The sequence below is a fragment of the Halobellus litoreus genome, assembly GCF_024464595.1.
In the GTDB taxonomy this organism is placed as follows: Archaea; Halobacteriota; Halobacteria; order Halobacteriales; family Haloferacaceae; genus Haloquadratum; species Haloquadratum litoreum.
The window spans coordinates 186,209-199,348 of record NZ_JANHAW010000004.1 but is presented as its reverse complement, the minus strand read 5'-3'; the positions used below and the strand labels follow the sequence as shown (position 1 = coordinate 199,348).

Annotated in this window: 18 protein-coding genes and 3 pseudogenes; 19 read left to right on the top strand and 2 right to left on the bottom strand. The window is 56.5% G+C overall.

Annotated features, from left to right (window positions below):
* The first annotated feature begins 39 nt into the window (after positions 1-39).
* From NO360_RS17800 to NO360_RS17765, 8 genes are all read left to right on the top strand, one after another.
* Positions 40-531 (top strand): DUF7995 family protein, encoded by a 492-nt coding sequence (locus NO360_RS17800; RefSeq protein ID WP_256309223.1) that lies wholly within the window; start codon positions 40-42, stop codon positions 529-531.
* Positions 532-534: 3 nt separating this feature from the next.
* Positions 535-900: a DUF7568 family protein gene (locus tag NO360_RS17795; protein WP_256309189.1), complete on the top strand. Its 366-nt coding sequence runs from the start codon at positions 535-537 to the stop codon at positions 898-900.
* Between the two features lie 75 nt (positions 901-975).
* Positions 976-1,371: a DUF7567 family protein gene (locus NO360_RS17790; protein ID WP_256309188.1), complete on the top strand. Its 396-nt coding sequence runs from the start codon at positions 976-978 to the stop codon at positions 1,369-1,371.
* A 78-nt stretch (positions 1,372-1,449) separates the two neighbouring features.
* A complete protein-coding gene (locus NO360_RS17785) occupies positions 1,450-1,845 on the top strand; it encodes a DUF6166 domain-containing protein (RefSeq protein WP_256309187.1) in 396 nt (131 codons plus the stop codon).
* 91 nt (positions 1,846-1,936) lie between these two features.
* Positions 1,937-2,251 carry a toxin-antitoxin system TumE family protein gene (locus NO360_RS17780; RefSeq protein ID WP_256309186.1) on the top strand — a complete coding sequence of 105 codons (315 nt, stop codon included), beginning with the start codon at positions 1,937-1,939 and terminating at the stop codon, positions 2,249-2,251.
* 35 nt (positions 2,252-2,286) lie between these two features.
* On the top strand, positions 2,287-2,706 hold the full coding sequence (locus NO360_RS17775; RefSeq protein WP_256309185.1) for an HVO_A0114 family putative DNA-binding protein: 420 nt from the start codon (positions 2,287-2,289) through the stop codon (positions 2,704-2,706).
* 62 nt (positions 2,707-2,768) lie between these two features.
* Positions 2,769-3,056 carry a DUF7389 domain-containing protein gene (locus NO360_RS17770; protein ID WP_256309184.1) on the top strand — a complete coding sequence of 96 codons (288 nt, stop codon included), beginning with the start codon at positions 2,769-2,771 and terminating at the stop codon, positions 3,054-3,056.
* A 205-nt stretch (positions 3,057-3,261) separates the two neighbouring features.
* Positions 3,262-4,542, top strand: a complete 1,281-nt coding sequence (locus tag NO360_RS17765) for an RNA-guided endonuclease InsQ/TnpB family protein (RefSeq protein ID WP_256309183.1) — start codon at positions 3,262-3,264, stop codon at positions 4,540-4,542.
* 71 nt (positions 4,543-4,613) lie between these two features.
* Here NO360_RS17765 and NO360_RS17760 read toward each other — a convergent pair.
* Positions 4,614-4,754, bottom strand: a pseudogene (locus NO360_RS17760) (RNA-guided endonuclease TnpB family protein); the annotation flags it as partial.
* 281 nt (positions 4,755-5,035) lie between these two features.
* Here NO360_RS17760 and NO360_RS17755 point away from each other — a divergent pair.
* The 4 genes and pseudogenes from NO360_RS17755 to NO360_RS17740 all read left to right on the top strand — a co-directional run.
* Positions 5,036-5,341 (top strand): annotated as a pseudogene (locus tag NO360_RS17755) (YHS domain-containing protein); the annotation flags it as partial.
* A gap of 131 nt (positions 5,342-5,472) precedes the next feature.
* The gene (locus NO360_RS17750; RefSeq protein ID WP_256309182.1) at positions 5,473-6,066 is read left to right on the top strand and encodes a helix-turn-helix transcriptional regulator; all 594 of its coding nucleotides are present in this window, start codon (positions 5,473-5,475) and stop codon (positions 6,064-6,066) included.
* A 123-nt stretch (positions 6,067-6,189) separates the two neighbouring features.
* On the top strand, positions 6,190-6,678 hold the full coding sequence (locus NO360_RS17745; protein WP_256309181.1) for a multicopper oxidase domain-containing protein: 489 nt from the start codon (positions 6,190-6,192) through the stop codon (positions 6,676-6,678).
* Positions 6,679-7,064: 386 nt separating this feature from the next.
* Positions 7,065-8,297 carry an NHL repeat-containing protein gene (locus tag NO360_RS17740; protein WP_256309180.1) on the top strand — a complete coding sequence of 411 codons (1,233 nt, stop codon included), beginning with the start codon at positions 7,065-7,067 and terminating at the stop codon, positions 8,295-8,297.
* A gap of 138 nt (positions 8,298-8,435) precedes the next feature.
* Here NO360_RS17740 and NO360_RS17735 read toward each other — a convergent pair whose 3' ends face one another.
* Positions 8,436-9,287, bottom strand: a complete 852-nt coding sequence (locus NO360_RS17735) for an IS5 family transposase (protein ID WP_256309179.1) — start codon at positions 9,285-9,287, stop codon at positions 8,436-8,438.
* 53 nt (positions 9,288-9,340) lie between these two features.
* On the opposite strand from NO360_RS17735, the pseudogene NO360_RS17730 reads away from it, so the two are divergent.
* From NO360_RS17730 to NO360_RS17700, 7 genes and pseudogenes are all read left to right on the top strand, one after another.
* Positions 9,341-10,318: pseudogene (locus tag NO360_RS17730) on the top strand (multicopper oxidase family protein); the annotation flags it as partial.
* Between the two features lie 231 nt (positions 10,319-10,549).
* Positions 10,550-10,846, top strand: a complete 297-nt coding sequence (locus NO360_RS17725; RefSeq protein WP_256309177.1) for a hypothetical protein — start codon at positions 10,550-10,552, stop codon at positions 10,844-10,846.
* 58 nt (positions 10,847-10,904) lie between these two features.
* Complete coding sequence (locus tag NO360_RS17720; RefSeq protein WP_256309176.1) at positions 10,905-11,261, top strand: SHOCT domain-containing protein; 357 nt, start codon at positions 10,905-10,907, stop codon at positions 11,259-11,261.
* Positions 11,262-11,354: 93 nt separating this feature from the next.
* Positions 11,355-11,771, top strand: coding sequence for a DUF302 domain-containing protein (locus NO360_RS17715; RefSeq protein ID WP_256309175.1), 417 nt, complete (start codon positions 11,355-11,357; stop codon positions 11,769-11,771).
* A gap of 6 nt (positions 11,772-11,777) precedes the next feature.
* Complete coding sequence (locus NO360_RS17710; protein WP_256309174.1) at positions 11,778-12,131, top strand: SHOCT domain-containing protein; 354 nt, start codon at positions 11,778-11,780, stop codon at positions 12,129-12,131.
* A gap of 140 nt (positions 12,132-12,271) precedes the next feature.
* Positions 12,272-12,658, top strand: coding sequence for a hypothetical protein (locus NO360_RS17705; RefSeq protein WP_256309173.1), 387 nt, complete (start codon positions 12,272-12,274; stop codon positions 12,656-12,658).
* 146 nt (positions 12,659-12,804) lie between these two features.
* Positions 12,805-13,002 (top strand): heavy-metal-associated domain-containing protein, encoded by a 198-nt coding sequence (locus NO360_RS17700; RefSeq protein WP_256309172.1) that lies wholly within the window; start codon positions 12,805-12,807, stop codon positions 13,000-13,002.
* Positions 13,003-13,140: the final 138 nt, after the last annotated feature.

Here is a 13,140-nt window from a genome sequence, read left to right as displayed (position 1 = left end):
CAATCATTCCCGGTGCGTCGGCGCTTCGAGGTGTTCGAGATGCATATGGTGATTTACGCTCTGGTAGAAGAATCGACCCACGACGACGCACTGGCCACCGGAAAGACGGTGTTCGACCGCCTGGTCGGCGCGGACCCACATACCAGCGCCGTCTTCGACTACCACGTGACGTTCGATGAGGAGGACACGTCCGTTGCGGGGAAGGCGCGATGGGGTGAATGGCCGACTGCAGCCCCCGTCGACTCCGATGCCGGCCAAGACCTGCTTGAGCGTGGCTGGGAGGCGACGAAAGAGGAGTTCGAACGGAATCTCGAACGGGTGAGGGAGGCACTTGACGAACTTTCCGATGAGGAGATCATGCGCGACGAAGATCTCGCTCGGCACGCCTTCCACCAGGTCGGCGCCTACGACGGGCCAACAATCTTCCTGTACAACGAATATGCGAACGGTATCCGTCACCGTGAGCAGCTGGATCAAGTGCTGGAGGAGAGCGAGGAGCTCTGGATCGTGCCCGCCGACGTCCACTTCTAACAGATGTCCCGGATCACAAATTGGAAGCGCAAGAGCCGCACGCCGTCGCTTGCGTATCGAAACACCGAGACTGGGGCCCGAGCCGTTCTCCATCGTGCACCGGACTCCTACCGGTACAAGTGGCGGGCAGCAATCCTCGTCGACGGCTATCCGGTCTGGTCACGTGGCTTCGAGACGAAGCAGGCGACAGCCTTTCGGGACGCTCTTCGATACAGACCACTCCCTGAGCTGACCTGCCCTGAGTGCCCGAACGACGACGTTATCGTCGACAAGAAGGCAGCAGACGGGCCGAAAGTCCAGCGATGGTTCGACTGCCCCGACTGTGGCCACGAAGCTCGTTCGAAGATCGTCTACGGTGCTGAACGCTGAGGTCACTGAACGTCCAGCGAGGGTGTTTTTCTGGGGCAGGAGGGTTGGCCCGAGTCAAACGGGCCAGATCTACAGATGAGTCTGGACGTCATCAACCGTCACAGCGAAGCACTGTTCGAGTTCCTCTGGTGTCCGGTCTGCGGGCACGAGGTGTTCAGCCACATCCCCTTCGAGGGCGTGTTCTGCAAGCACTGTAACACACAAGTGGAACTCCAAGAATCGCAAGAGGATCGTGGCTACGAGGAAGCCGTCCTCGCCTGCTTCGATACCGAGACGACCTGGAATCTCCACGTCGACGAAAAGCTTCGTCGCGACCTGCCTGACGGGTCGGCGAGGGTGAAGATTCTCGGCGCACCGGGTGCCTACGAGATCGACTGGTGGAGTCCGGAACCTAGCGAGGACTGGGAACCAGTCGGGTGCGGTGAGTTCGACGACATCGAAGAACCTGCTGAGGTGTCTCACCTGGCGTGAGGAGAGGGGTTCGTTGGGTAGTTTTTCACCCCCTGAGAGGTGCGGGGGTGTTCGAACGAGCACCCCGCGAACAGAACTATGAGCTGGACAAGTAATTCACAGTCATCTGGAACGTCACACACTTCGGATGAGACCGGCGTCGTCTACGTCGGCTACCGACAGCGAGGCCGCGCAATCGTCGAAAAGTATCCTGGCCGCGAGCCGCTGACCCCAGATCGGAGTCTCAAGCTGGCAGACCACAGTCTCCCGGGCTTCGAATGGGGATACGCAGGGAGTGACCCAGCGCAACTGGCGCTCGCCCTCCTGCTCGATTACACCGACGAAGAGGACGTCGCACTGGCGGAGTACATGGCGTTCAAGAACGAGATGGTCAGCCGGTTGGAGTGTAGTGATCCCAACCAACGGTGGCGACTCACAGGCAGTGAGATTGAAGTAGTGGTTGGAGCGGAAGCGGGTGAGCTCATCGCTCCATAGCAGGATAGCGATATCCCGCAATCGTCAGAGTAGCTGTTGGGAACATTCCCAACACACGTATACTGTTGGGCGGCCACCCAACGGGTGAGGGATGGGCCACGAACTCACGCACCGCTACACCCACGTCGAAGCCGGACTCGTCGAGAACGTCGTCATCCGACGGACGACCGATACAGATGCCTACCCGTCCGGCTGGAAGTACACCCCTCATCTGGGAACGCTGCAAGACCTAACGCTCATCCGTTACGACAACGCCCACGAAGACACCAAAGGCCACGAACTCCACACCGCTGCCGGGGAGGCAGACGTCGAGTTCCCTGGTATGGAAGAACTCATCGTCGAGTTTTGGGCTAGTGCTGACGAATACTGGGATACGATTGGTGGCAACCCACCCCGTCCCTATTGAACTGCAGATACAATACAGATCCAACACACCAGAACATGACCACGCTTCACATCACCGTCGGCGACCGAGCACAGCTCCGAGAGGATACGCTCCAGTTCATTCAGAGTGCCGAGGCTGATGAACTGGACAAAAGCGATGAGCGTGCAGTACTCCAGTTCGGGACCTATGACGATCTCGTCGACAGCCTCACACCACTGCGCCTCGATCTCATCCAAGCAATCGCCAAAGAACGCCCATCAAGTATGCGGGAGGCTGCACGACTCGTCGACCGCGACGTCTCCGATGTCCATGCAGATCTGAAACAGCTGGAGGTATTGGGTATCCTCGAACTTAAGGAAGGTGGCCCTGGGGGAGCGATCCGGCCAGTTGTCCCGTTCGATAAAATCGAGATGCACATCGACTACCCACTTCTCGACGACGTCGACGTAGACAGCACCCCAGCTAGCGCAGACTAGCCACTTGTTTTTCACCCTCTGAAAGGGTGCGAGGGCTATCAGATGGCCCTCCAGGAGTACGTATGTCTGACTCAAAGCAACAACCAAGTCGAGCAGTTGAATCGCCGTCCAGTGGAGAAAGCACGAACCGAACCGAGTACGTCGAGCGAAGCGATGTCGGCGTCTCACTCACGGTCAAACTCACTCGCGGTACTGGCACCCGCGATCAAGACAAGATCACGGCCAAAGTGAAGGGTAAGACGATCGAAGACGCCCGCGAGGATATGGAAACCCTCCGCGAGTATATCCACGACCTTGCTGAGGACACTCGCCAGATCCAGCCAGCCGACCCACACGAATTGTGCCTGTAGGTCTGTCTCCTCTCGAAGTTCGGAATAGAGCGCGTCACGAACCTCTCGCTTGTTGGTCTTACGGAGAATCGAGGAGAAAGCCTCGCGCTTTAGCGCGGGGATGAATCCGACACTACCCTTCACAGTCCACCGTTCGATTGCACGGTTGGATATTCCACGCTGTTCCAATCCACTCCTTCAAGTAAGTTTACCACATAGGTTACGTATGGCGAAACAGGTCGTTACTCGCACCTACGCTGCTTCCATACGGAACCAGTCACAGGTGTCCGACGACCTTGATTCGCTCGGGCTCGCAGCCAGTAAGCTCTGGAACGTCGGACGGTGGATATGCAGTCGGGTTTGGGATGAAATCGGTCACATCCCCAACCACAACGAACTCACCTCGTACCTGAAGTCGCACGAACGCTATGATGACCTGCATTCGCAGTCAAGTCAGCGAGTCCTTCAAGAACTCGCTGAGGCGTTCAACGGCTGGTACGGTAAACGACAAACCGGAGATACGAAAGCGAACCCGCCCGGCTACCGCAAACACGGCGACGACCACCCGCGTTCCACAGTCACATTCAAGCAGAAAGGCTTCAAACTCGATACTCAGTACGACCGAGTTCGACTCTCAAAAGGGTCGAATCTCAAAGAGTATTGGTCGGATTTTGTACTGTGCAAGTACCAAACTCTCCCCGACGTTGATCTTTCCACCGTGGAGAATGTCCAACAAGTCAAGGTTGTCTGGACAGGCGACGAGTGGGAACTGCAGTTCGTCTGTAAGGTCGAAATCGACGTGGATGAAGTCCCTGGTGAGAAGACGGTAGGTGTTGATCTCGGTATCAACAACTTCGCCGCGCTCGCCTATGAAGACGGCCACAGCGAGTTGTACCCCCTTAATTGCTTGAAACAAGACGACTACTACTTCAGCAAGCGCATCGCCCAATGCGATGACTCGGACTCCGAGCAGGCCACCCGGATGAATCAGAAGAAATCGGCCCGCCGCACCCACTACTTCCACACTCTCTCGAAGCACATCATCCAACGGTGTGTTGACGAGGAAATTGGAACTATCGTGGTGGGCGATCTCTCCGGCATCCGTGAGGATGAGGAGACCGGCGAGTCAAAGAACTGGGGTACGCACGGTAATCTTGACCTGCACTCGTGGGCGTTCGACCGGTTCGCAAACCTCCTCGAATACAAAGCCGAGATGGAAGGCATCACGGTCAAGCAAGTGTCTGAGCGGGATACCTCGAAGTCGTGTTCGTGCTGTGGCCGGAAGCGCGAGGCGAACCGTGTTGAACGCGGACTGTATGTCTGCGATGAATGCGGTACAGTGGCGAACGCAGATGTAAACGGCGCTGAGAACATTCGGCAGAAAGTATCTCCGAATTCACCGGATCTGTCGGTGAATAGGAGTAACGGCTGGTTGGCACAGCCATCGACGTTCCTGTTTGACACGGAAACTGGTGCGTTCGCACCTCAAGAACAGGCTACGTCGTAAACCACAATATCCCAACCCAACGGTACGGTGCCGTGGGAATCCTCGCGCTTCAGCGCGGGGAGGATGTCAAACTCGGTGTAGGAGGTGTCGGACCAACAGAACTCGGCGGTTCGGTTCGCGCAGTACAGGTATTGCTCGGCGGTTCGGTGAAGTGCGCCGCGTTGCTCGTCGGAAACGGCGAGTTTCACGACGGCAGTTCGACGCACCTCCATACTTCAGAGAGGATGCGTCGGTACTTATACGCTCGGTAGTCGATCGGTCGCAGTATGTTGGTTTTCTCTCCGACATACTCGCTCCATTCGGTCGCTCTTTGAGGCCGGAGGCTCCAGCTTGAGTTCCGCTGGGATCTGCGAGGTATCTCTGCTGAGCCGACAACGTAGCAGCACCCACAGGGAACCAGCCCGATTAACCAACATAACTCATCCGGTAGCAACCGATGTTGGTTAACGGCTAGCCGCCGGTAGCAGTTTTTCTCCCCCCAGGGGGGGCGCGGGGCGGCGAGACGGCGACCGAGCAGACGTACTTCAAACTCAACTACACGTTCTATCTCAACCTCATCACGTTCGCGCTCTCCGGGTTCCTGCTGTATGTTTATCGTCGCGGTCTCGGTGCGCCCGGCCAGTACCGCGACCCTGTCTGTGGGATGCGGACTGACGATAGCGAGCCATCGGCGACGCACGACGGCGAGACGTACTACTTCTGCTCGCAGACCTGTAAGGAGACGTTCGAAAAGGACCCAGATAAATTCGTCCATCAACACCCTGAGGCGGGAGCGTCTCAGGGTCATAACCACCATTGAACATCGATTGGGGATATCGAATTTGTGGGGCCGCCAGCCCCGTGATTGCGTTGGCCAATCAAAACTGGTACACCACTGTCTCACGAACTCTCACATATGAGCAAGTGTCTCGGAGGATCGAGGTGGAGAAGATGAATCGACGGCGAGCCGATACCGTAGCTGGTGCGTTGGTCGCTGCCGTCCTCATCGTCGGTGGTGTGCTCACCTGGCAAGCGTACCAGCAACAGCAGGCCTTTGAGCAGATGGGCTCGATGATGGGTACGTCGATGGGTGCGGTTCACGGAACGAACCCACTCTTGTACGTTCTCGGAACGCTTCTTGTCTCGGCTGTCGTTGGTGGGGGCTATCTCGTGGTTCGGGACGGGTTCACCTCCACAGAGGGGACCGATCGATCACAGACTGGCATGGCGAATCAAACCGATTCTGAGAGTATCGAATCGCAGGCTGGGCCCGTTCAATCAGAGGGAAAGATCAATCCGGAGTCCCAGCCACAAGCTCGCGTATTGGACCTCTTGCCGGATGATGAACGCCGAATTCTCGAACCGGTCCTCTCGTCGCCCGGTATCACACAGATCGAACTCCGGGATCGCTCGAACTTCTCGAAAAGCAAGGTCAGTCAGACGGTGAGTGCCCTCGAGAAGCGCGGCTTACTGTACCGCGAGCGACAAGGGCGAACGTATCGCATCTATCCGAGCGACGACTTACAACAGAAACAGGCGAACTAGCGGGGGATTCTCGGGAATCCATAATCGTTCACCGTATCGCCCGGACTAAACTCGGAACGAGGATGGCCGTATGAATGTCTCTCATCGCGAGGACTTTACTCGCTGACCGCGAAAACGCAGGCAATGACCTCCTGGGGACTCTCTCGCCGTAGGCTTCTCCAATTATCGGGGATATCGACTCTCGGGGCGCTTGCGGGGTGTGCCAGTCCGTTACCGGGCACCGACGATGGTGGAGGCCGTGCGGTGACCCCCCGTCCGACTGTCACAGCTGATCCAGATACATCGGTCAGCCTCACTGCGACGTCTGGGACCATTCGACCAGCTTCGGATACGTCGACGACTACGTGGCTATACGATGGACAGTATCCGGGCCCAGAGTTGCGCGTGCAGGAAGGTGACGTGCTCAGCGTAGAACTGGCTAATGACCTGCAGGAGGAGACGACGATTCACTGGCACGGGATTCCTGTTGCGAATCCGGTCGACGGCGTCCCGAACGTGACGCAAGAGCCGGTTGCCTCCGGTGATACATTCACATACAAGTTCCGTGCCGAACCCGCTGGAACGGCCTTGTTGAAACCCCCAATCGGTGATAGGTTTCAGCAGTCCTGCTGAATACAACCGCGTATTCAGCACGATATCGGCTCAATCTACAAAAGTGGTGATTGCTCAGGAGAGGTAACGTTGTTGTGGGCACGGCGATCGGGACATCAATCATCTCTCAACAATTGGCGTATTCACGTTTCGGAAGATTCGAATGCACCACAGTGGTCGCGTGAAGGAAACCTATCGCTTAGTCTCCGTCGCTGATGAAGGACATTACCTTGTCGGTGTAGCGTCAGGGGCGACGAGATGCAGTGGGATGTTAGTCTATTGTTATGATAAGTTTACCCAGATCCGGATTTCTTCAGCCCCATATAACAATGTCTCTCCCGAGTGAGTACCGCTCCAGGATTGGTTGATTGACTGGGGATAATTGCCTGTCTTTGATCACACCAATCGTGACAACCATGACAGAATATACCAATGGCGAACGAAATATAAAGAGACGGACAGTACTCAAAAATACCGCGGCGGCCTCGGCAGCCGGGATCGTCGGAATACCAGCCCTCAGTGGAAGTGCGGTAGCGCAGTCGGGAAGTGGAAATGTATGGCTTTCAGACTCAGGTGCATCGAACACTGAACCCCCAACCAAGTTGTTCACCGTCGAGTTCGACGATACTGCGGAAGAGGCAGTGCTCACTTTAGTCACGGAGATCAACAAACAAGACTTCACTACGGTTGACGCAATCGCTGCAACTCCCGACGAAGTTACGCTTATAGACCGGAACAATTCGCGCCTGGGCAAGTACGATATAGACGCGGATACGTTCACTGATTTAGGGGAAATCACCGGACTCCCAAGCCTCACCGTCACAGCTACCTACAGCTCCGACGGCATCTTATATGCTGCAAATAACACGACGAACAAACTGTATACCATCGACGAATCCACTCCCGAAGCGAATGAAGTCGGTGACATCGTCGGTGCGGACGTCAATGGGGCCGATATCGCGTTCGATTCGGATAGGACACTGTTCCTGCATTCGAACACTGACGACACTCTGTACGAGCTAGATTACGAGAATCCGTCGGGCGGAATAGACGCAACTTCGAAGGGGACGTCAGCAGGTGTGTCCTTCACGGGGATGGCAGTCCTCGACTCTGGAAAGGGGAACGTTGTCGGATCGAGTCGTAGCAAGGATGCAATTATCGAGGTCGACAAAGGTACCGGAGCAAGCGGTACCGAGTTTGATGCGGTTCTGAACGGTAGCTCATTCGATATAGCCAATGGTGACATGGCAACCGCGTTCCTTTGCCAAGAATGCGATAGTGAGGGCTCACTCGCCAAATACGAGTTCGAGTGTGTGGATTACGACGAAGAAAACGACGAGTGTCTCGAATGCGACTTCGTTCTGGAAGGCGACGGCAATAGCGGCATCTCGTACGCCGGGGACGATTACGAAAACAAAGAAGGTGAGGAGTGCGAACCCATCTCGGTCACCTTCGAGACGGGGTACTGCGACCTCGTGGCCGTTGTGAAGGCTGGTCCGGAAGAGCACTGCGTCGATGCCGATATCGAAGGCGGTGTCGCAACCGTAGATATCAGCGACAATCCCGACTTCACGAACCCCAAAAACAGCAAGCAATACGCAATCAGTTACGTGGAGTTCTACTGCGAGTGTCCCGAGTAATCCTCGAAACGTAAATCTCCAAATTCTCGGACTCTCCCTCATATTTTCTACCGGTCGAAAGGTGGCCCCGACACTCTTAGAAATACAGACCATCTGCTAAATCCATGCTCTATATTCAGCAGTCCGTTCCTCTCGGAATCACGGACAGTCGCACTCCTCGTGTGAAATAGCGAGGCTTCGCTCCACATTGTGAACGATGCACTTGATAACGAGTTCGCGGAACTGCTTCCACCAGAGACGTGACCGGAAGAATGCACCGAATTTCTGTTTGATCGCTGCGTTGACTGTCTCGTTCATATTCCGCCTGTGGTAGAGATCGCTGTCCAACCGAGCATTCCACGCTTTGTGGAGGGGTGTGAACTCACGGTGCTTGATGAGTGGCCGAATATCGTGGTCACGGGCGAGCCGCCGGAGTTTCTGGTCGTCGTATCCCTTGTCACCGGTCAACACCGCGATGGACTGTCCGTTCCGTTTCACTACCTGTGGCGCAATCTGCGTATCGTGCTTCCGCGTTGTGGTCACGTGAATATCGAGAACGGCGTTTGTCGCTGTATCGACCAACAGCGTTGTCTTCAACTGCTGGATGGTGAGGTTCGTTCGCTTCGTGTAGTGAGTTGAGGCATGCGCCCGCTCAAATCCGGACGCATCAATACCGGTGATACCGTTTAGCGGCACGTCCGCGAGCGAGACGTTCAGTATCACTCGCCAGACCGCCATCTCCAAGCGGTCGAACGCCTTGCAGAGTGTCGAGGGTGCGGGGATCGAATCAAGATCGAGGGCGTCACGAATGCGAGGCATCTCGATAAGTTCGTCAACGAGGTCGCGGTACGTTGTCGTCTTCTTCACTTTGAGACAGAGCAAGACGACGTGCTGGCGGAGCGTGAACCGCTTCCGTGAATAGCGACTCGAAAACCGTGCCACAGCACGGCGAGCCAACATCATAGCCCGCTCAACAAATCGAAGAAGCCGTGACTTAGGGAGAGCATCCATTTTCCTCCAGCTACTCACCAGTCATGTTTGTCATCAAGGGTTTCAACAGGGCCGCTGGAACGTATTTTTACCACAGCCACGTCGGACTCCAACTCGATCGTGGATTACTCGGCCCCCTGATCGTTGAAGAACGAGACCCACACGTTGAGTACGACCGCGAGTATGTCGTCGTGCTTGACGATTACCTCTCTAGAGAACCCCGTCTTCCGTCGGACGGTGGGATGGGTGGCGGTGGAATGGGTAGAATGATGGGAGACGTTCGACCGCCATACGAGGGACTTTTGATCAACGGTCAACTGCACGAGAATCCCCCGACGTTCGACGTAACGGAGGGCGAGCGGATTCGCTTCCGATTCGTGAATGCCGCCAGCGCGACGGTCTTCGGTGTCCGGATCGCTGGCCACGAGATGACGGTTACCCACGCCGATGGTCGACCTGTCGACCCCGTCGCCGTCGACTCGTTCGCCTTCGGAGCCGGTGAGCGCTATGATGCCGTGGTTGAGGCGACGAATCCGGGCACGTGGGTCGTTCAAGCGGATGCGCTCGATGGAAACGAACCACCAGCCAGGGCTGTCGTCGAGTACGAGTCAGCGGGCGGGGGGAGTCCACAGCGCCCGTCGTCGGCCAGTAACCAACTGCAGTACGGAGATCTGCGGGCGATCTCCTCGCTCGATGGAGTGAGTGGAGAACCAGATCGAACGTTCGATCTGACGCTCTCACGTGGCAGGGGTGAGTACGTGTGGACGATAGACGGACAGGCCTACCCGGACGCCGACCCGCTCCAGATCCGGCCCGACGAACACGTCCGAATTCGGATGACCAATCAGAGCCCGGTCGTTCACCCGATGCACCTTCATGGCCACTTCTTCCAGGTCGGTAACGCAGTCAAAGACACCGTCATCGTCCCCGGACATCGAGGGCAGGTGACGATCGACTTCCACGCGGACAATCCCGGCCGGTGGTTATTCCACTGCCACAACCTCTACCATCTCGATGCAGGAATGGCGCGTGTCATAAAATACGTCGAGTGACCAGGTTGAAGATCCGGTTTCGGATCGTTCTACTATCGTTCGTGTGGTCTTGGTCCTGTCCGGGTGAGGAAGGGTTGAGTGCCAACCCGGTGAATTCGAGTCGGAGGAACGTTTCTTATCTTGAAAAACGGTTAGATCGCCTTATACACGTTCTCGAACGTTCTCCTGCGTGAGTTCACGCCCATCGTCATAACCCCTGAGCGGTCCTACGAGTAACCGAGGAGAAAGACAATGACCAACTTCAAACTCGGTCAGTGGCTGATTGTGGCGCTCGCGCTCGTCGGACTCGTGTTCGCCGCCCCCGTGGTCAGCGCACACGGTACCGACACGACAGCTGACGACGCGCCCACTGACAACGCTACCACTGATGACTGGGCTGCTTGGATGGAGGCGCAGATGACCGAGCACATGGGCCCTGGTAGCGTCGAGTGGATGGAGACGCACATGGGTGTGACCGTCGACGAGATGGGCCAAGACATGGCTGACAACGACTACAACGGCGGGATGTACGGTCAGGACCACTGCTGACGGCCTCTGACCGTTTCGATCGCTTCAAACGACAACCACGGTTCACCAACGCAAGATAATGACGCAATTCACCACTCACATCGGACGCACTGCTCGTCGCCTCGCGATCCTCGCCATCCCACTGCTGGTCGCGGCAACTGGAACGGCTGCTGCCCACAGTAGTGGGAGCTATGGCGGCGGGATGATGGGCGGAAGCGGCTGGGGCCTCTTCGGCGGAGCGATGGGGCTCTGGGGACTCCTCTGGATGGGGCTCCTCATCGCCGTTCCGCTCTACCTCGTCTATGCGCTCCTCAACCGAGGATCCGGTGGGAACGATGAGCAGTCGTTGTCGGTTCTCCGCGAGCGATACGCTCGCGGGGAGCTTTCGGACGATGAATTCGAACGGCGGCGAAAACAGCTTGAACGTACCGGATGATCGGAACGGCTGCTGTTCCAACTGGTGCACCACACCCCAACGATCGCTGTTGGGCACCCAACGGTTAACCCCGCGGACGGGGTATGATATTCCATGGAATACACAATACAGACTTCAGTCACCGGTGAGTTCGACGACGTCGTCGACACGACGATTGCTGCGCTCGAAGACGAAGGATTCGGCGTCCTCTGTGACATCGACATCCAGGCGACACTCGAGGAGAAACTCGGCGAAGAATTCCGCCAGTACCGCATTCTCGGTGCATGCAACCCACCGCTAGCATACGAAGGGTTAACCGAGGAAATCGAGCTTGGTGCGCTCTTACCCTGTAACGTCATCGTCTATGAGACTGATGACGGCGACATCGTGGTGAGTGCGGTCGATCCGGAACAGTTGGTCGGAATAGCTGATAACGACGCGCTTGATTCCATCGCAACCGAGGTCACCGAGCGATTTGATCGTGTACTGGCAGCCGTTAGAGACGAGTTCGACCCCGCGTTGGAGGCCTGATCGTCGATGGCTTCATCGAATCAACTGGACACAACGACGATACTGCTCCTGATCCTCGGAGCGTTCATCCTCCTTCCGTTGCTCACCATGGGGATGGGGTTCGGCGGGATGATGGGATACGGAGGAATGATGGGCCAGTACGGTAGTACCGGCGGCTGGTGGCCCGTCATCGGAATGCTTGTACCACTCGTTTTCTTCGTTGCGCTTCTCGGCGGTGGCTATCTCCTCTTCAGACGGGTGAGCGAAACACAAACGTCCTACAATCCCGCGATGGAAGAATTACGTCTGGCGTACGCCCGTGGCGATCTTACGGACGAAGAGTTCGAATCCCGCCGAAACAAACTCGAACAATCAGAGTGACCGTCCGCTAAGGTACACCCGCAGTTACTCCTTTCTGCATCTCGTTCCCGGTTCGAAGCTGGTACTGTTCGGTCTTCCCTCGTTCTCGATAGTGTCGGACCACAGCGAGAATTATATCCGTATCAATCGTACCATACCGTATGATTCGAACACTCGTTGGTGTCCTCGGCACTCTCTCAGCACTGTTCCCAGACGAAATTGTCGAGATTTTTGAGAAACTCGCGATTGCGAACCCGAACGAGGGGACGGTAAGCGGGTGGGTCCGTCCAGCAATCCGGTCGGAGGGGGTTCTGATCGCTGTGATCTCCTTCTTCGACGGTCGGGCGTATGCGTGGCTGATGAATCTTACCGGCGCGATCGTGCTCCTGTTTCCCGACCTGTATCGGAAATTTGCTACCGCATTCCTGTACGAGCGTCCGGAGTTGATGGAATGGAACGAGGGATTCAGTTCTGGCGTTCGGGCTATCGGCGCATTATACGTCTTTTTAGCAGCGAAGACGTACCGAGAGCGCCACAACGATACCTGAGTCTTCCCGCCATCGGCAGCCGGTGAATCTGAAACTTGGTTCGTTGCGGCTGCAGGTATCACTTTGAATCTAAAGTTTGACCTCCAAGAAATCAGTATAATCGAAGGGGAAATCCGCTAAAGAGAGGAGACCGTATGTATCCCTGTATGACGACGACTATCACCGTGGAAGGAATGTCATGCGGTCACTGTGAGCAGACGGTCGAAGAGGCACTTGAAGAGGTCTCTGGCGTGACTGCTGTGACCGTCGACAGGGAGAGCGAACAGGCAAGTGTCGACGGTGAGGCAGAGGTCACTGCCCTTGTGGAGGCCGTCGAAGACGCAGGGTACAACGCTCACGCCTGAGTATAGGGATCAGCGGATAGCACGGACCGCTTCGAGACGACGGCCTACAGTTGTCTCTGGCGTTTGCCCAGGATGGTCCTGCTGTACGGTTTCAGGGGCGAAGATTCAGGAAGCCAGCGGATCCACTCATAAAGAGCA